Genomic DNA, 17,723 nt, shown 5'->3' on the forward strand with positions numbered 1-17,723 from the left:
GTTTCGAGGATGGGTGAGAATCATGAGGACGACACCAGGGTGGGCGGCTCAGGCGCCCACGTCCCTTCACCGCACGCAGCTCCAGCGGCGCGACCTGCGCGCGGACGATGTCGCAGTACGCGTGGACTTCTGCGGCGTCTGCCACACCGACCTGCACGCTCTGCGCGCGCATGACCCGCGCCCCGGTGACCCCGGGGCCCCGCTCGTGCCCGGGCACGAGTTCACGGGAGTCGTGACGGAGATCGGCGCGGACGTGCGCCGCTTCGCCGTCGGAGACGTCGTCGCGGTCGGCAACATCGTCGACGCGTGCCTCACCTGCGATATGTGCACGCAGGGGCAGGAGAACTTCTGCCGTGAGTTCCCGACCCTGACCTACGGCGGCATCGACCGACGGGATGGGACGACGACGCTCGGCGCCTTCACCCGCGAGTACATCGTGCGTGAGGAGTTCACCCATCGCCTGCCCACCGGGCTCGACCCCGCTGCGGCCGCCCCGCTGCTGTGCGCCGGGATCACCGTCTGGGAGCCCCTGCAGGCTCTCGCCGTCACCTCCGGGACGCGCCTCGCGGTCGTCGGCCTCGGAGGGCTCGGTCATCTGGCCGTCAAGCTGGCCGCGGCTCTCGGAGCAGAGGTGACCGTCATCAGTCGCACCGTGGCCAAGGCCGAGGATGCGCGTCGACTCGGAGCGCACCACCTCCTGGTATCCACCGACGACGAGGCGATGACCTCGGCGCGCGGTCGCTTCGACGTCATCCTCGATACCGTGGCTGTCGCCCACGACCTCGCACCCCTGCTCGACCTGCTGGCGCTGGACGGCACCCTGTCCCAGGTCGGCTATCTGGGTCCGATCTCGGTGGAGACCACCGCCCTGCTGATCGGGCGCAAGAAGCTCACCTCGGCCGGAAGCGGCGGGATGGCGCAGACGGCGCAGCTGCTCGATTTCTGCGCCGAGCACGGCGTCGTCGCGGATATCGAGCTGCTGCCGTCCTCACAGATCGACGAGGCCTTCGAACGGCTCGAGAAGGGCGACGTCCGTTACCGGTTCGTCCTGGACATGTCCGACCTGGAGGTCGACAGGGCGAGGTGAGAACACCACCCGCTGCGTTCCCGCGCCGGGGTCACTTCGCGGGCGGCGGCAGCGTCGCGGGCACTCCGGTGATCAGCGGATCGCGTCGCAGCAGCATCACCAGGGAGACCGCGAGCGCGAGGATGACGAAGATGAACGGAGCTGCCGAGAGCATCACCGCCGTCTGCAGAGCTTCCAGACCGCCGGCGTAGAGCAGCACGGCGGCGGTCGCACCCGTGAGCAGACCCCACAGGCCCATCACGGGGCGACTGGGGTCCATGCGACCATCCGAGGAGATCACGGAGAGCACATAGGTGTTCGAGTCGGCGCCGGTGATGAAGTACAGCACCACGAGGACGACGGCCACCACCGAGGTCAACGGCGTCAGGGGCAACTGATCGAGCAGGCCGAAGAAGGCCGTGTTGACATCCTTCGCAGCAGCCTCGCCGATGGCGGTGCCCCGCTCGAGGTCCATGAACATCGCCGAACCGCCGAAGACGGTGAACCAGGCGGAGAAGATCAGGCTCGGGACACCCAGGACGACCAGCACGAACTGCCGGATGGTGCGGCCGCGGGAGATGCGCGCCAGGAAGACGCCGACGAAAGCGCCCCAGGAGATCCACCAGGCCATCATGAAGTAGGTCCACCCCTGCATCCATGCCAGGTCCTCGCCGTCGGCGGGCAGCATGAGGCTGATCTCGAGGAAGCCACCGGCATACCCGCCCAGCGAACGCAGGAAGATATTGATCAGCCAGCTGGTGGGGCCGGTGATCAGCACGAAGAGCAGCAGGGCCGCGGCGATCACCATGGTCGCCTGGCTCAGGTAGCGGATGCCGCGCCCGACTCCGCTCATCGCCGAGGCGGTGAACAGTACGGTGATCAGAGCGATCACGGTGATCTGCACACTCGTGGCGGTCAGGTCCAGGCCGGTGATCTGGCTCAGGCCCTGGCTGATCTGGGCGGCGCCCAGACCCAGCGAGGTCGTGGTGCCGAACAGCGTGGACAGGATCACCAGGACGTCGACCGCCTTGCCGACGACGCCGTCGGCGTGGCGACCGATCAGCGGGCGCAGGATCGGCGAGACCAGGCCCTTGTTGCCGAGCCGATGGGTGGAGTAGCCGATGGCCAGGCCGAAGGTGGCGAACACTGCCCAGGCGTGTATGCCCCAGTCCAGGAAGGTGAAGCGCAGCGCGTCCACCACGGCGCCCTGGCTGCCGGGCTCGGCGAGATCGTGCGGTGGATCGGTCAGATGGGACACCGGCTCGGCGACGCCGTAGGTGATGAGCCCGATGCCCATCACCGCGCCCAGCAGCATCGCGATCCACGCGTAGGTGGGGTACTCGGGACGGGAGTCGTCGGGCCCGAGGCGGATATGACCGAAGCGGGTGCAGGCCAGCACCAGCAGCAGACCGATGAGGCTCAGCGGGATGACCAGCAGCGACCAGCCGCTCGTGGCCGTCACCCAGTTCATCGCCGCGCCGGCGGCGGCGCTCATCTGTGCGGGCCAGAGACCGGCGACGGCGAGGAGGGCGACGATGAGCGTCACCGACGTCCAGAAGACGCCGTTCAGCGAGCTGCCGGGCAGCTGCGGAGTGCTCGGGAAGCATTCGGCTTCACGCCGGGACGGTCCCGGGACGGGGGGCTCGAGAGTGCTGACCGGGTCGGGTTCGGCGGGGTCGTCCTGCGGCATGGCGCGGTCCATTCGTCGAGGGAGAGGGGTCGCAGCGTCAGGACGCAGACGGTGCAGAAGTCTGTGACGGATCGGTTGCCCGATCTGGAGGCGGCGGTGGCCCGGCCGCAGGGATCGGCGGGGCGACGTACCACCTTGCCCCTTCGGCCGCGCGGGGTCACCCGTGGGGGGCGGAGTGTGGTCGGCTTCACCGTGGCACGTTCGCGGAGGGGACGCCTGATCACAGAACGGTCGAGACTACCTGGCCGAGCAGTCGGCCACGACGCTGCTGCGGGGAGATGGGGCGCAGGTCTCATCGAGCGGGAACACGGCGGCCCGACCGCCGTCACGCGGCCTCCGGGGAAATTTTTTCGCACCAGGACGGGTTGAGGTCACCATGCGAGCCTTCGGATTCCTCAGTTTCGGCCACTACGGCGGCAGCCCCGCCCAGGGCGGCCTGGATGCCCGCCAGATGCTCCACGACGCGATCGACATCTCGGTCGGTGCCGATGAGCTGGGCGTCAACGGGGCCTCCTTCCGGGTCCACCATTTCGCGACCCAGTCCGCCTCCCCCATGCCGCTGCTCTCGGCCGTCGCCGCGCGCACGCAGCGGATCGAGGTCGGAACCGGGGTGATCGATATGCGCTAGCGCATGTCCAAGCTGTGGCGCTTGTACACCAATGACTCTCGCAGATTTTCTGTGGTCATATGGCGGACAGGTCAGGAATGGGAACCAAACAGAAAGACGACAGCGACTAGAACTCGTCGCTGTCGTCTGGGACCTGGTATTTACTGACTGAACTTCAGGTGGAGCGTCGGGTACGGTCGACCATCGCCGTCCAGCTCGTCGCGTCCAATCTGCACGAATCCGCGACTGAGATAGAAGCCATGCGCGCCCTCGTTCTGTTCATTCACGTCAACCTTGGTTACGCCGAGGCTAGAGATCGCCTCGCGGAGCAGCAACGTTCCGACACCGCCACCTCGCACCTCGTTCGTTACGAACAGCATTTCAAGATTGCCCTCGGCGACTCCGGCAAAGCCGACCGGCGCGCCGTCTCGCTCCGCAACGATGAGGGCCACCGCCGGGAAATACATCGAGGCGAGGTTGTCCTCGATTCGCCCAAAGTCCTCCTCTTGGAGGAAATCGTGAGTTGCGCGTACGGCGCTGCGCCAAATTTTGACGAGTTCTGGGTATTCACCTTCGCCTTTCGAAGGGCGAATTAAAGTTTCAGGATTGTTCTGCATGCAATTATCGTCGCAGAGTTGTGTCCTCGACACCAAGCTGTTCGCCAGCCGTGTGGCCTGCCGCACGCGCTCTGCGCGCTTGCCCTCGGGAATCGCAGTCACCTCTTCCGCCAGCTCGGCCAGTTCGGCATCCCGCGGCCCTTCCAGGTCTCGACGAGACGAGCCACCCAGCGGGCGGACGCGAACAGGCCGTAGCCCGCCCCGGCGAGGCCCACGGCGAACACGAGCCAGCGCCCGATGCTCAGCCACACGCTCCCGTCCACGTCGAGCGCCCACTGAGCGCCCGCGATGAGCCCGGCGATTCCCATCCAGAGCCCGGCGACGACCACGACCACCGGCAGGAGCGCGAGGCACATCGCGGCTGCTGCCGACCAGAGCTGACGGGCCTCCAGCTTCGCCGTCGCCTGCATGATCCGCTCGGCGCGCTCGTTCGACGCGTCGAGGTTCGCCGTCATCGTGGCCGAGGCCTCCCCGGCGACCTGCTCGACGGCCTTCTCGACCCGCTCCTCTGTGCGCTTATCGATCCGCTGCACGGCACCGCCGACCTGGCTCACGAGCTTCTGGTTGTCCTCGGCCAGGGACTGGAGCTTCTCAGTCGCCGAGGCCGTAGCTGCTCGATTCATTTGCGCTTCGGCGATCAAGCTCTGCGAGGCGCTCTGCAGCTGCTTCCCGTCGAGACTCTGCGCGAACACTCTGAGCGTGCTCTCGATCTCGCTCAGTCTGCTCTCGACGCTCTCGATCTGCGACGACCTGTTGACGGACGGCTGCGAGGTCGACGGCAGGGCCTTCAGCTCCTCCTTGACGGTTTCCTCGATCGCGAATCGCAGATACGACTTCAGTCCGTTCACGGCCTTCGTCTGCCTGTTGACCGCTGCGATGACGTCGGCGTTCGTAGGCTCCGACAGATTCGACGCCGTCGAGCTCGGCTCGGTCTCCTGCTGCTCGTTCCTCATCTCGTCGAGAATGCTCATTGCTCTGCTCCTTCTGTCGGTTGTTTTCGTGGAACTCGAAGATTTGCTGTGCGCCCTCGGCGGTGAACTCGGGCGTCAGCCCGGATGCTTTCTTCCGGCCGAGCTTGCCGTTGTCGGCCCGGCGCATCTTGTACGTCCAGCCGTCACGCTGGGTCTCTGCGAGGGCGACGCCATGCTCGTCGAGTACCTCGGTGAATCCCGCCCGGTCCACTGACCGCTTGTCCCGCAGCGAGGCGGCGACCTTGTCCCCGAGGATGCGCTCGAATCCGCCTGACGCGAAGTCCTCCCGGCGCTGCGACCAGTCCGGCTTTGCTTGCTCCGGCGACGGGAGGACCTGGCACCCCTCGTCTTGCATCAGTTCGTCGTTGGCCTGGCGCAGGCCGTTCTTCCACGACGTGTTCCGCTGCAGCGACTTCCCGGTGAGGTTGTCGTGGTTGATGACGTAGATGTGGTTGTGCAGGTGCCCGCCGGCCGAGTCGGCGTGGGTGACCACGAGGTGATCGGCCGAGTGCATCCGCTCCGCGAGCTTCACGCCCAGCTCATTGACCCGCTGCACGTGCCCCCGGTCGTTCTTGCCGAACTCGTCCGGCGAGAAATTCTGCGTGTACGAGTACAGCTCGTTCTTCCGCCCGTGGGCCCTCGCCAGAGCCTCTGCGCGGGCGACGAAGGCCCACGGCGACTCCACCGAGCACGACATCGCTGCGGCACGATCGGTGCCGGTCTGGACGTGCTCTGTGCGCTTGTCCTTGTCGTTGCCGTACAGCGCGTACCCGACCGAGTCGCTGGCGGACCGCGACGGCTTCACGTTGACCGTACTCATAGCGCCGTCCGATCCCCGAGCTGTGCCCGCACGGCATCCATCGATTCCATGACCTCGCGCAGCAGATCGTCGTCGAGGGCACCACCGCGACGCACCGCCTGGTTCAGGTTGATCCCGATTCGGCGCACCTGCTCGACCGCCTGACCCAGCTCCGGCGACGGCGTGGAGGCCGCCGCGACCTCTAGATGCCCGAGACCGTCCCGGCGGGAGTCCAGGGCGTCGAGAATGACCGTGCGTACCCATTTGCTCGGCTTCACGCCGAGCCTGCGAGCACGTCGCCGAACCGCTTCGCGCTCCGCCTTCGTGACCCGCACGTCGATGCTCACGTCGCGATTCGCCTGGGGCTCATCGACTCCATGACCATCATTGGTGTTGGGAGCCGTACGGTCAGGGCCAGCAGGGTACTTGTCCGACAATTCGCTGGCGCTCTTGTCGTCCAAGTACCGCTGGCCTCCGTCCTCGGTCGCTTCGCTCCCTGCGGGCGGAGGGGAAAGCCGATCCTCATCGAGGGCATGGAACGTGTTCATGACGCACCTCCCGCAGCCATCGCCAACGGCACGTCGGGGCTACGCACCGCGAGCCCGCTGAGCAGCTCGACGACCGCGCTCTCGGCGTCGTGCTCGGCCGAAGTCTCGGGGCCGTACGTCAGCTCGCGCGAGCCGACTGCCTGGTGGTACATGTTGCCGTTCACACCGGGCGAGTGCGCGGCAGCCGGGAGGCTGCACTGATGCCACTCGTAGGGTTCGATCTTCCCGATGTGCTGCACGAGGTAGCGGTTGATGTCATCGGCGCGGAAGACCTTCACGACCGAGGCCAGGCGGCGGATAAACTGGTCCAGCGCCTCGTCTACGTTGCCCTTCTGTCGGGCATAGTAGAAGAACTCGACCGGCTCGATCGTTGCCGTGATGACGATCAGGCGCGGTGCCACCTCGCCCTTGTTCCTGTAACGCGCCTTCGCGGGTGAGGCGTTGTACGGATCGAGCAGCAGCAACCAGTCGTTCGCGTCCATAGCCGAAGCGCGCAGATCGTCGAGCAGCAGGACCTCCTCTCCACGCCAGTCATCGAGCGGATTCCCGGTCGCGGCGCGGTAGACCTGCCACCGCTCGCCATGGGCGTTCGCAGCATTGATCGAGGCCGTGATGAAGTCCGTGGCGAACCGGGTCTTGCCGATCCCGGCGTCCCCGTGAACGAACACGACATGCGTCGAGAAGGCACCGGCCCGAAGATTCGCTGCCGCCCGGTACGCTCGGCGCTGGCCGTAGGCCGAGAGAGCATCGTCGATCTCTCGCTGATGCCGCGAGTAGATGTCGAACAGCTCATCGGTGAGCATGATCTGATCACGCGTGATCTCGCCCTGGAGCACCCGATCGCGCATGTCCTCGAAGTCCTCGGCCACCCGCTTCTTCTTCAGGTGGGCACGGCCCTTCAGCCATGCCTCACGGCGCTGGGCGTCGATCCCGAGGTAGTCAGGCCCGCGCACCGTGGCGACCTCGGCGGGCGCGTACTGGTGCTTGTCCGCGTACTTCGCATGCGTGAGGTAGCTCAGCATGTTGTCATGCGCGTACCGCCCGGCCTTCGGCTTCTCGACGTACTGCGGCTCGACTCCGAGCAAATCGGCAAGCCGAGCGATCGGCGCACTCTTCGAGCGGTTCTTGAACTTGATGACTGCATGCAGGTGCGCGGGCTTCGGCTCCATCACGAGTGCCTGCTGGGCTTCGCTCCAGACCTCACGCTCGTCCTTGTCGTGGATGATCCCGTAGGCCTCGACGACCTCGCCCCCGCCAGCCTCCAACCGCTGCACGAGGTAGGTGAGGATCGTCCCGGCATCCTGCTGGAGCAATGCAGCGCCGTTCGGATCGTTCACCGCCCAGGTCCAGTACTCCCGATCGAGGTACTGGGTAACGCCGATGCTCGTGGGATTGTTCTCCTGCTTAGCCACGGCGACCACCCCCGACCAGGGCAGCACAACTAGGTACTTTGAGAGCAAGGCGCCTAATTGACCCCCTATTGACCCCCAAATGAGACCCCAAATGACCCCGCGTATTCTCGGGGAGGCGGAACATGGGAACAGTCCTCTGACCAGGCAGTTCGTTGCAAAGCGCGGCAATCGACAAGCCCTTGCCGCGCCCGTAGGAACAAGTAGAACTCCCGAAACTCTTGGAGGCTGAAACACCAGCGGGCAGCCCGCCTGCGGCGGGTGCCAGGTCAGGCCCTTCGGGCGAGGTCAGGTCGGCGAGAGCGATGGAACGGGGGTGGGGGTCGGCGCTCATCGGCGATCACCCCCAGAACGCTTCCCATAACGCTTGATGACGGCCTGGTGGGTAACGTCCAGGGCATCACCGATCCTCGCCCAGGTGACCCCGTCTGTACGGGCGTCAGCGACCGACAGCTCTACGACTTCTTCAAGGACGGAGCGGAGCACTCCGAGGTCGTGGAGTCGAGCCTCACTGTCGGCAAGGGACGAATCGCCCTGACGCCAACGGAAACCAAGGACATGGTCGAATGCAGAGGCGTTGGCGCTCATGACCGACCACCCCCGACCAGGGAGGCGATGACAGCCCTCTGTCGAGGGGTCAATGGGGTCTTAGCCAGGCGCTTACCGGCACGATGGCCAGCGGCGCGGGCAGCGGCGATGACGGGATCGTCACCATCATGGCGGGAAGGGAACCCCTCAGACCCCACTGGGGTCAGGGGAGGAAACAGATCGCTGGTGCAAGGGTCGTCGAGAACGACAGAAGACATGACGGAAAACCTCACGAATGAGTTCTTCCGGATCCCGTCGAGCGCTTACGACTGTGTTTACCGGCTAATTATCGGGGGCTCGTGCCGAGTTACTACCTCGGACCCCGGGGGATTCTCTATGTCTGCAACCATTCTCCCACGACTCGACTCACCATTGCAATGACGAGTCGACTCGTGAATCAGTTGCGACTCGGATCGATCCGAATGAGGTCAGGGTCGAACTTCACGTGACCTGGGCGGATCGGCTCGATGGTCACCGTCACCAGCTCGTCCACGAGTAGCCGACGACGGTCCATGTCCCATGCATCCCACTTCCGCTCTACGGCTTCGCGGCGCTGCACGGTGCCAACGGGATCGGCAATGTCGACCATGAAGTCCGACGTCTGCGACACTGACCGATCATGCAGTTCGGCGTCGATCTCGACGATGCGGGCCTTCACATCGTTGATCGCTTGCGTGATCTCGATAACGGGCTGACTGACGTCGCTCAGCATGGGGCTCAGCTCGTTCACGCGTTCGATCAGGGCGTTGCGCTCCGTCAGTAGTGTCTCGCGGTCGACCCCGACGTCCTCCTTGGGTACGACCAGGTCGTGCACGTCCCCCGCGGATAGTCTGGTGAGGACGGCTTCGGTCACCATCGCATCGACAGGCGTGCGCTGGCGCGAGAGGTGGAAGTGGTCGCCGCACCTGTAGGTGCCTACCCCTTGACTGTTGGTCCCAGAGACGAGCGTCGCGCCGCACTTCCCGCACAGCCCGACCGACGACAGCAGGTACTTCGGCTGATTGCCCTGCCTGGCCGCCCGCCTCACGTTGTCCTCCAGCTTCGCCAACGCTGCCCGCCATGTCTGTTCGGCGACGATAGGCGGGAACCGTTCATCCGTGACAGGGTGCAGCTCGCCCGTGGAGTACTTCTTGATGAAGCCTGCGTAGAGCGGGTTCCCGAGCAAGTAACGGACAGCGTCGGTGGAGAACTCGGATCCTCGGGCAGTGCGGTGACCGGCTGCGTTGAGGTCCTCGCGAATGCGGCGGATGGACAGCGACGGCTCGCCGAGAAAGGAGTCGAACGCCCTGCGGACCGCCTCCGCCTGATCAGGGACAACCTTGCCGTCCTTCGTCCAGCCGAACGGCGTCCAGGCCGAGGCAGGCAGGCCCTCTGCCCGTCGACGCGCATTCGACCTGAGCTGGCGCTCGGACTTCCGCCTTGTCTCGAACCTCGCGATGGACGCCAGCATCGTCGCCCTGAACTCGCCGTCAGCCGTGGACAGGTCGATTTCGCCGTCCAGCGTGACGATCTTGAGCCCGTGGTCGATCAGGGTGTTGAGATCCTTCGTGCTCCGAAGCAGTCGATCCACGTCCACTGCGACGACCATGTCGATGTGGCCCGCATCGGCGTCGCGAAGCATTCTCGCCCAGTCAGTCTTGGGACCGCGCGCCTTGGATGCGGACACTCCACTGTCCTCATAGACGTCGACGATCTTCCAACCGCGTTCCTCGGCTCGACGTGCGATGACCTCCTTCTGAGTGCCGACCGACCAGCGCTCACCGGTGAAATCGACGGATGCTCGGACGTACGCCGCAACTTTAGTCATAACTCCAAGGTTACAACTACGAGATGCACTACGAGAACCCCCTCTATCTCGCCGAGGAGGCCGCCGCGCTGGATCTGATCGCGGACGGCCGGCTCGCGCTCGGCATCTCCCGGGGCAGCCCCGAGCCGGCCGAGCGCGGCTGGGAGGCCTTCGGGCACACCGGGTCGACCGACCCGCGCGGCGCCGACCTCGCCCGCGAGAAGTTCGACCTGTTCCTCCAGGCCATCCAGGGCGAGCCGATGGCCCGCGCCGCCGACCGCCCCTACGGCGCCCCCGTCGCCCCGGGCGCCGAGCTGCGCATCGAGCCCCACTCCCCGGACCTCATCCGCCATCTCTGGTGGGGCGCGGGATCACGGGAGAGTGCGGAGAACGTCGGCCGACAGGGACTGAACCTCATGAGCTCGACCCTGCTCACCGAGGCCACCGGAGCGCAGTTCGCCGACCTCCAGGCCGAGCAGATCGATCGCTTCCGCACCGCATTCCGCGAGGCCGGGCACACCCACACACCGCGCGTCGCCGTCTCCCGCAGCGTGTTCCCGATCGTCACCGAGCAGGACCGTCAGCTGTTCGGGCTGCGCCCGGGAGAGGGTGCCGACCAGATCGGCATCATCGACGGCCACCGCTCGACATTCGGGCGCACCTTCACCGGAGAGCCGGACCAGCTGATCGAGCAGTTGAAGGCCGACGCCGCAGTCATGAGCGCCGACACCGTCATGCTCACGATCCCCTCGCAGGCCGGCGTCGACCTGAACCTGCACATCCTGGAGAGCTTCGCGCAGCATGTGGCCCCGTCACTGGGGTGGAAGCCGAACACGGAGGGCCCTGTCCAGGGCGAGCCGATCCCCTGAGCGCCCCGTAGCCTCGGGGAATGCTCCGCATCGCCACCGCCAACATCAACGGGATCCGTGCCACGCACCGCCGGGGGTTCGGCGACTGGCTGGCCGGGCGCGGCTGCGACGTCGTCGCGCTGCAGGAGGTCCGGGCGCAGGCGGACAAACTCCCCTCGGGAGCGTTCGGCGACTATCACGTCGCTCTCGACACCGGGTCGCTTCCCGGGCGCAACGGCGTCGCGGTGCTCACGCGGCACGCCCCGGCCGCGGTCCGGACGTGGAGTGGAACCGCGCTGGTCGGCGCCGCGGAGGTAAGGGCCGGTGCCTCGGGCGGCATGGTCGAGACCCTCGAGCGCGTCCCCGCACCCGATCACGTCCCGCTCGCGCGGGGCCTGCGCGGATTCGCCGCCGAGGGCCGCTATCTCGAGGTCGACCTCGCGGACGCGCCGGTCACCATCGCCTGCCTCTACCTGCCCAAGGGCGGGCTGCCCGCTGAACTGCAGCGCCCGGAACGGATGCGCGAAGCGCCCGACGGAGGCGCACGCTACGCCCGAAAGATGGGCTTCATGGCGGCATTCTCGCGTTATCTCGTCCGGACCCGGCGCGCGGCCGCGGCAGCGGGCCGCGAGTTCCTGCTCATGGGCGACCTGAATATCGCGCACACGCGACAGGACCTCGCGGCGTGGCGCCGCAACCAGAACAATGACGGGTTCCTCCCGGAGGAGCGCGAGTGGTTCGGGCAGCAGCTCTCCCCGCGCACGCTCGTCGACGTCGTGCGCCTCCTGCATCGTGACGAAGACGGCCCCTACTCGTGGTGGTCGTGGCTCGGGCAGTCGTTCGCCAAGGACGCCGGTTGGCGCCTCGACTACCACCTCGCGACGCCGCGCCTTGCGCGCAGTGCGGTCCGCGGGGAGGTCGATCGGGAGTTCCGCGGCGAGCGGCTCTCCGATCATTCGCCGGTCGTCGTCGACTACGACTGGCGGTGACCACGCACCGGGTCGACCATGTCGCCGTCGTGAACGACGGCCGCCGTGACGGTGGACAGTCGATGACGGTGTCCTCGAGGACGTGCATACCGCCGGATGTGCCCTGTTGTCGGTGGTGAGGATGGAAATCCCCTCTCCACGACAGGATGACCATGAGCGATCTCTCCGGTGGCCTTCTCGGCCAGGAGCCTCATCAGCCCACCCGCTTCATCGCCCCTGACCGGCGGGCGAACCTCGCCCGGCAGCGTCGGCTGAGCCGCCGTACCTTCACCGGCGTGAGCCTGACCGCGCTCAGCACGGTCGGAGTCCTGGGGGTGGGGGCACTGCCCGCCGTGGCCGACGGCACCTGGCGGCAGCAGGACCCGTTCACCCTCGGCATCGCCTCGGGAGACCCCACCAGCAGCGGCATCGTGCTGTGGACGCGGCTCGCGGTGGACCCGCACGTCCTCGACGGCCGCGGCGGCATGCCCGGCACACCGGTGGAGGTGCGCTGGGAGCTCGCGACCGACGAGCGGTTCCGCTCGATCCTGCGGCGCGGCACGGAGACCGCCCTCCCGGAGGAGGCGCACAGCGTGCACGTCGAGCTCGAGGACCTCCCCGCTGGAACCGAGTTCTACTACCGCTTCCGCACCGGCCGCCACGTCTCCCCCGTCGGCCGCACCCTGACCACCCCGGCCGAGGGCGACACCCGGAACCTGCGGATGGTTCACCTGTCCTGCTCGCACTGGGAGGGCGGCTGGTTCACCGCGTACCGGCGCGCCGCCGAGGACCGGCCCGATCTGGTGTTCGGGCTCGGCGACTACATCTATGAGGGCGGGCCCGGCACTGGGAAGATCCGCACGCACCCGCACAAGCTGTGCACCACGCTGGAGGACTACCGCCTGCGGTACGCGACCTACAAGACCGATCCCGACCTGCAGCTGCTGCACGCGACGGCGCCATGGATCGTGACCTGGGACGACCACGAGATCCAGAACAACTGGGCCGGCGAGTACCCCACGGACGGCGTGCCGACCGACGCGTGGGTGGCGCGCAAGACGGCCGCCGAGCAGGCGTACTACGAGAACATGCCGCTGCGCCGCACGAGCGCCCCGGTGGGTTCCTCGATACAGCTGTTCCGTCGGCTGAGCTGGGGAGACCTCGCCACCTTCCACGTCCTCGACACCCGGCAGTACCGGGACCTGCAGGCGTGCCACGACGGCGGGAAGACCTGGTGGTTCTACGACTGCGAGGAGCAGGCCGACCCCTCACGCACCCTGCTCGGCGACCGTCAGGAGAAGTGGCTGCTGGACGGGATGGGCGAGTCGACGTCGACCTGGCAGCTCTTCGCGCAGAGCGTCTTCTTCGCCAAGCGCGATGGCGCCGAGGGGCCAGAGGTGACCGCCAGTTCGGACGGCTGGGACGGGTACCGCGGCGACCGCGACACTCTGGTGGACAGCTGGGCGGAGCGGGGCGCGGTGAACCCCGTGGTGCTCACCGGCGACGTGCACGTGCACTACGCCAACGAGCTGAAGGCCGATTTCGATGACCCCGCCTCGACGACCCTCGGAGTGGAGCTGGTCGCAACCTCGATCACCTCCGGCGGCGACGGCAGCGATACGGTCAGCAACGAGGAGACGATCTACGCCGAGAACCCTCACATCAAGTACATCCGGGGCCGGCGAGGATATGTGCTCTCGGAGTACTCGTCCGAGGAGCTGCGCGTGGATTTCAAGACCATTTCGGCGGTCAGCACGCCGGATGCCCCGGTGTCGATCGACAGGACGTACGTCGTCCCTGCCGGGGAGCCCGCCCTGCACGAGGCCTGACGAACAGTCCCGCCCACCACCTGGACAAGGCGGAGTGGGGGCACCCGCGCAGCGGCGGGTGCCCCCGAGAGCGGTGCGGCAGCGTCGGGTGCAGAGCCCGAGCCGTGGCGCACGTGCTTCACAGCGCTCGGGGTCGCTGTGGAGCACTCGTGACCGCGCCCGAGACGTCGACGACGCTCTCAGCGTCGTCGAAGCGCCGGATCCAGCAGTGCGGGCGGTGCGTCGTTCTTCTCGGCCGGGGCGAGATCGACCCCAGGGGGCACGATCGCATCGATCGCATCGAGAACCTCGGGCGACACGATGGTGTCGGCGGCGGCGAGCTGCGAGTCGAGGTGCTCCAGGGTGCGCGGTCCGATGATCGCTGCTGTGACGGCCCGGTGCGCGGTGACGAAGCCGAGGGCGAGCTGGATCATGGTCAGGCCGGCATCGTCGGCGAGCGCCGCAAGCTGCTCGACGGCATCGAGCTTGGCGCGATTCTCGGGGACGGAGAGGTCGAAGCGCGGTTGCATGAACGTCGAGCGGCTGGTGGTGATCTCCTGGCCCTCGCGTACGGCGCCGGAGAGCCATCCCGAGGCCAGCGGGCTCCAGGCGAGCACTCCGAGGCCGTGCTCCTCGGTGGCGGGCAGCACGTGGCTTTCGATCCCGCGCTGGAGGATGGAGTAGCCCGGCTGTTCGGTGACGTAGCGGCCGAGCCGGCGGTCCCGTGCGACCCACTGCGACTGCACGATCCGGTGGGCGGGGAAGGTGGAGCTGCCGAAGTAGCGGATCTTCCCGGCGCGCTGCAGGTCCGTCAGTGCCGACAGGGTCTCCTCGTCACTGGTGTTCGGGTCCCACCGGTGCATCTGGTACAGGTCGATGTGGTCCACGTCGAGTCGGCGAAGGCTGTCCTCCAGGGCCGTGGTCAACCAGCGGCGTGAGCTGCCGCGGCGATTGCGCTCATCGCCCATGGGGAGAGTCGCCTTGGTCGCGAGAACGACGTCATCGCGGCGACCCGCGATGGCCTTGCCGACCATCTCCTCCGACTGCCCGCCGCTGTACGCGTCGGCCGTGTCGATGAGGTTGATCCCCGCATCGAGCGCGGAACCGATGATCGACGTGACGTCCTCCTGACTCGTCCGGCCGATCATGCCGAAGTTCATCGCGCCGAGCGCGAGGGTGCTGATCTGGACGCCGGTGCGTCCCAGGGTGCGGTACTGCATGAGTGGTGGTGACCTTCCGTCGGGCTGGTGCGCTTCGGTCGAGCGCGCATCCTCTGGCATGATTGAACCGGAGCGGCGCTCCGCATCGACTATACGGAGCGCTGTTCCGTTTGGCAATACCGTCGTCAGGAGATCGTGTGGACACCAGTGAGAAGCAGCCCGTGCGCGCGAAGCGCGCCGATGCTCGACGGAACGAGAAGACGCTGCTCGATGCGGCCGCGGCCACATTCGTCGCCTCGGGGGTCGATGCGCCGGTTCGCGAGATCGCGGCGAAGGCGGGCGTGGGGATGGGGACCATCTATCGCCACTTCCCGACCCGTGCGGACATCATCGTGGCCGTCTATCGCCATCAGGTCGACGCGTGCGCCGACGCCGGCCCGGCCCTCCTGGCGGACAGCACGTCGCCGCACACTGCCCTCGCGCGCTGGCTCGACATGTTCGTCGACTTCCTCGTCACCAAGCACGGGCTCGCCGCGGCCCTGCGGAACGACCAGACGGGCTTCGAGACGCTGCATGCCTACTTCGTCGAACGCCTCGTGCCGGTGTGCGCCGAGCTGCTCGACGCCGCGATCGCCGCCGGCGAGATCAGAGCGGACATCGGTGCGTACGAGCTGATGCGCGGCATCGGCAACCTCTGCATCTTCGCCGACCAGGACCCTCACTACGACGCACGACGACTCACGGGCCTGCTCGTCACCGGCCTGCTCCTCGCACGCACGGCCTGACCTCGCGGGCGAACCACTCCCACGTCCCTGACCTGCACGGGAGCCAACCCGACGGAGCCGAAGGGCGAGGCCTCCGCGCGCAGCGGCGCCGCAGAGATCACCCCTGCTTCCCCTCGCGGAACGAGGAGCTGTCGCGTAGAGTTCGAGACCGTGAGCGCCGGTCGGAGCGCTCGCCCCGCACCGCTCACGGAGGATCGATGCCCGCGCCGCAGCCCGCCGCCGTACCGGCCGCGCCTGCCGCACCCCTCCCGGCGAGTCCCCCTTCCACCGCCACCGGCACCGCGGCCTCCCGCCGCCTGCTGCATCCCGAGGTCGGGACCCGTCCCATGACCCTGTGGGGCAGTTCCTCGATGAGTTCCGAGGGAGGCGTGGAGAGCACTCCGCGGCCGATCCGGATCCACGAGCACCTGTCGCTGTCCGCGGCCCCGGCGACGATCCATGGCTTCGGGGTCGGCGCCACGCAGTCCGCGCACACCCTGCTCATGCGCGGCCTGGACACCCCGCGCCTCACCGTCGTCGGCCCGCCGAGGGAGGGAACCTCCCGCGTGGAGGTGACGCTGGATTCCGGGCTCGGTCCGCGCGGTCCGATCCGCATCCCCGGCGCCGTCGACGGCACTGCCGGCATCCTCGACGGCTCGAGCGGCACCTGGTCCTTCACGCCCGAGGACGCGACCCTCACGATCGACCACGGGATCTTCACCTCCGCTCTGGCCGAGATCGCGACGGACTCCCGCCAGGTGCTGTGGATGGGCAAGAACAACATCCTCGACGTCACGGGCGCCCTGCACGACACCCAGCGCATGTGGGATGCCGCAGCCACACCGGAGGCGGACACACTGGTGCTGGGTCAGTGGTGCACCGAGTTCGACGAGACGGGTTCTGCCACCGGGGACGCCGTGGCGACCGTCAACGCCGAGCAGTCCCGTCGGTACGGCGACCATTTCCTGGACATCCAGGAGCTGCTGACCGGCCAGGAGGGGCTGCACTGCTCACCGCTGGCCCCGCTCGCGCTGCTCGACCAGGCCACCACGCAGGACGCGCTGGGCCGAGGCGTCGTGCCTCCCCTGCTCATCGCCTCGGACCGCATCCACCTCAACGGCTGGGGAAATCTGGCTGTCAGCTGGGCGATCGTGCGTCGCATGAGGGAGCTGCAGTGGCTCTGAGACGACCCGCCGCGCCGCGTCTGCGGGCCGGCAGCCCCGGCACGCACCCCGCAGCTCCGGTCACGACCACCCCGCAGGCTCCGGCACGTCCCGAGCCCTCTCGCGCGGCGGCGACCCCGACCTCACCGACGCCGCCCGTTCCCGCCCGCCGCGGGCCCGGCCGTCGCGCGGTCCTGCTGGCCGGGGCCGCGACCGCCGCTATCACCGGCGCCGTCTCCGCCGGGGCCCTGCTGAGCCGGGACGACAGCGGTGCTCGAGCGGCATCCTCGAACGGTGGCGGCCCCGGTTCCGCACCCGCCACCGAGGCGTTCTCCGACGTCCCGGACGATGCGGAGGGCCTGGAGGCGATGCGCTGGGCCGACGCCACCGGTGTGCAGCCTGCCCTGACCGATGCCCGTTACTCCCCCGATGCCGTCATCACCCGCGGCGACGTCGCCCTGGCCCTGCACCGCTTCGCCGGCGCCCCCGCCGTGCCGGTCGACGGCGCACCTGCCCCCATCGCCGACCTCGGCGAGGATCCTCGGCGCACCCCCGCTCTGCTGTGGCTCCATGGCCGCGGAGCGCTCTGGGGCGACGCCGCCCTGAAGGTGCATCCCGACGATCCCGCCACCCGGGACTGCGCGGCGACGATGCTCACCGCGCTGCTGCGGCCGGCGCTGGCCGGGTTCGGGGTGACCTGGGATCCCTCGACCGCTGCGTCCGCACCGCAGGACGTGGAGCCCTGGTCGGCGCTGGCGGACGCGATCTGGCTCGAGGCCGCGGGCCTGGCCCCCGCCTCGCTGACAGCCTCGGCCGGGACCGGCGACGCGCACGTCACCCGCGCCGATCTCGCCGTCATGCTGCATCGTGCGAACTCCGTCATCTCCGACGCGCTCGCCTGATCGGGAAACCGCTTCGGAGTGTCGTCGAC

16 protein-coding genes and 1 pseudogene are annotated in these 17,723 nt (G+C 67.9%); 8 read left to right on the forward strand and 9 right to left on the reverse strand.

The genetic code is table 11. The features are described from left to right. Positions 1-22: 22 nt before the first annotated feature. Positions 23-1,087: an NAD(P)-dependent alcohol dehydrogenase gene (locus INT51_RS03455; RefSeq protein ID WP_193103804.1), complete on the forward strand. Its 1,065-nt coding sequence runs from the start codon at positions 23-25 to the stop codon at positions 1,085-1,087. Between the two features lie 31 nt (positions 1,088-1,118). Here INT51_RS03455 and INT51_RS03460 read toward each other — a convergent pair whose 3' ends face one another. After that, positions 1,119-2,756 (reverse strand): BCCT family transporter, encoded by a 1,638-nt coding sequence (locus tag INT51_RS03460; RefSeq protein WP_226831901.1) that lies wholly within the window; start codon positions 2,754-2,756, stop codon positions 1,119-1,121. 376 nt (positions 2,757-3,132) lie between these two features. Between INT51_RS03460 and INT51_RS03465 the strand changes: the two are divergent. After that, positions 3,133-3,381 (forward strand): annotated as a pseudogene (locus tag INT51_RS03465) (LLM class flavin-dependent oxidoreductase); the annotation flags it as partial. A 143-nt stretch (positions 3,382-3,524) separates the two neighbouring features. On the opposite strand, the gene INT51_RS03470 reads toward INT51_RS03465, so the two are convergent. The 7 genes from INT51_RS03470 to INT51_RS03495 form a co-directional block, all read right to left on the reverse strand. Continuing rightward, positions 3,525-3,980, reverse strand: coding sequence for a GNAT family N-acetyltransferase (locus tag INT51_RS03470; protein WP_096160856.1), 456 nt, complete (start codon positions 3,978-3,980; stop codon positions 3,525-3,527). A gap of 98 nt (positions 3,981-4,078) precedes the next feature. Next, on the reverse strand, positions 4,079-4,621 hold the full coding sequence (locus tag INT51_RS03475) for a hypothetical protein (RefSeq protein WP_193078999.1): 543 nt from the start codon (positions 4,619-4,621) through the stop codon (positions 4,079-4,081). Further along, positions 4,572-5,771 (reverse strand): relaxase/mobilization nuclease domain-containing protein, encoded by a 1,200-nt coding sequence (locus INT51_RS03480; RefSeq protein ID WP_193078988.1) that lies wholly within the window; start codon positions 5,769-5,771, stop codon positions 4,572-4,574. The genes INT51_RS03475 and INT51_RS03480 overlap by 50 nt, the downstream gene beginning before the upstream one ends. Beyond that, entirely contained in the window at positions 5,768-6,298 is a 531-nt protein-coding gene (locus tag INT51_RS22095) for a hypothetical protein (protein WP_205676990.1), read from the reverse strand. Before INT51_RS22095 ends, INT51_RS03480 begins: the two co-directional genes overlap by 4 nt. Then, positions 6,295-7,719, reverse strand: coding sequence for a Rep family protein (locus INT51_RS03490; RefSeq protein ID WP_096160859.1), 1,425 nt, complete (start codon positions 7,717-7,719; stop codon positions 6,295-6,297). The genes INT51_RS22095 and INT51_RS03490 overlap by 4 nt, the downstream gene beginning before the upstream one ends. Positions 7,720-8,037: 318 nt before the next feature. Beyond that, positions 8,038-8,295, reverse strand: coding sequence for a hypothetical protein (locus INT51_RS22805; RefSeq protein WP_096160823.1), 258 nt, complete (start codon positions 8,293-8,295; stop codon positions 8,038-8,040). 397 nt (positions 8,296-8,692) lie between these two features. Then, on the reverse strand, positions 8,693-10,102 hold the full coding sequence (locus INT51_RS03495) for a recombinase family protein (RefSeq protein ID WP_193103807.1): 1,410 nt from the start codon (positions 10,100-10,102) through the stop codon (positions 8,693-8,695). 23 nt (positions 10,103-10,125) lie between these two features. Between INT51_RS03495 and INT51_RS03500 the strand changes: the two genes are divergently transcribed. From INT51_RS03500 to INT51_RS03510, 3 genes are all read left to right on the forward strand, one after another. Then, positions 10,126-10,950 (forward strand): LLM class flavin-dependent oxidoreductase, encoded by an 825-nt coding sequence (locus tag INT51_RS03500; RefSeq protein WP_193103808.1) that lies wholly within the window; start codon positions 10,126-10,128, stop codon positions 10,948-10,950. A 20-nt stretch (positions 10,951-10,970) separates the two neighbouring features. Then, positions 10,971-11,918 (forward strand): exodeoxyribonuclease III, encoded by a 948-nt coding sequence (locus INT51_RS03505; protein ID WP_193103809.1) that lies wholly within the window; start codon positions 10,971-10,973, stop codon positions 11,916-11,918. A gap of 152 nt (positions 11,919-12,070) precedes the next feature. Then, on the forward strand, positions 12,071-13,726 hold the full coding sequence (locus INT51_RS03510; protein ID WP_193103810.1) for an alkaline phosphatase: 1,656 nt from the start codon (positions 12,071-12,073) through the stop codon (positions 13,724-13,726). 179 nt (positions 13,727-13,905) lie between these two features. On the opposite strand, the gene INT51_RS03515 is transcribed toward INT51_RS03510, so the two are convergent. Continuing rightward, entirely contained in the window at positions 13,906-14,925 is a 1,020-nt protein-coding gene (locus tag INT51_RS03515) for an aldo/keto reductase (protein ID WP_193103811.1), read from the reverse strand. A gap of 137 nt (positions 14,926-15,062) precedes the next feature. Here INT51_RS03515 and INT51_RS03520 point away from each other — a divergent pair, with 137 nt between their 5' ends. The 3 genes from INT51_RS03520 (at position 15,063) to INT51_RS03530 (ending at position 17,694) form a co-directional block, all read left to right on the forward strand. Then, positions 15,063-15,650, forward strand: a complete 588-nt coding sequence (locus INT51_RS03520; RefSeq protein WP_193103812.1) for a TetR/AcrR family transcriptional regulator — start codon at positions 15,063-15,065, stop codon at positions 15,648-15,650. A 197-nt stretch (positions 15,651-15,847) separates the two neighbouring features. Further along, positions 15,848-16,813, forward strand: coding sequence for a hypothetical protein (locus tag INT51_RS03525; protein ID WP_193103813.1), 966 nt, complete (start codon positions 15,848-15,850; stop codon positions 16,811-16,813). After that, the gene (locus INT51_RS03530; protein ID WP_193103814.1) at positions 16,804-17,694 is read left to right on the forward strand and encodes a hypothetical protein; all 891 of its coding nucleotides are present in this window, start codon (positions 16,804-16,806) and stop codon (positions 17,692-17,694) included. Before INT51_RS03525 ends, INT51_RS03530 begins: the two co-directional genes overlap by 10 nt. Positions 17,695-17,723: the final 29 nt, after the last annotated feature.

The sequence above is a fragment of the Brachybacterium sp. FME24 genome (genome assembly GCF_014897705.1).
Classification (GTDB): Bacteria; Actinomycetota; Actinomycetes; order Actinomycetales; family Dermabacteraceae; genus Brachybacterium.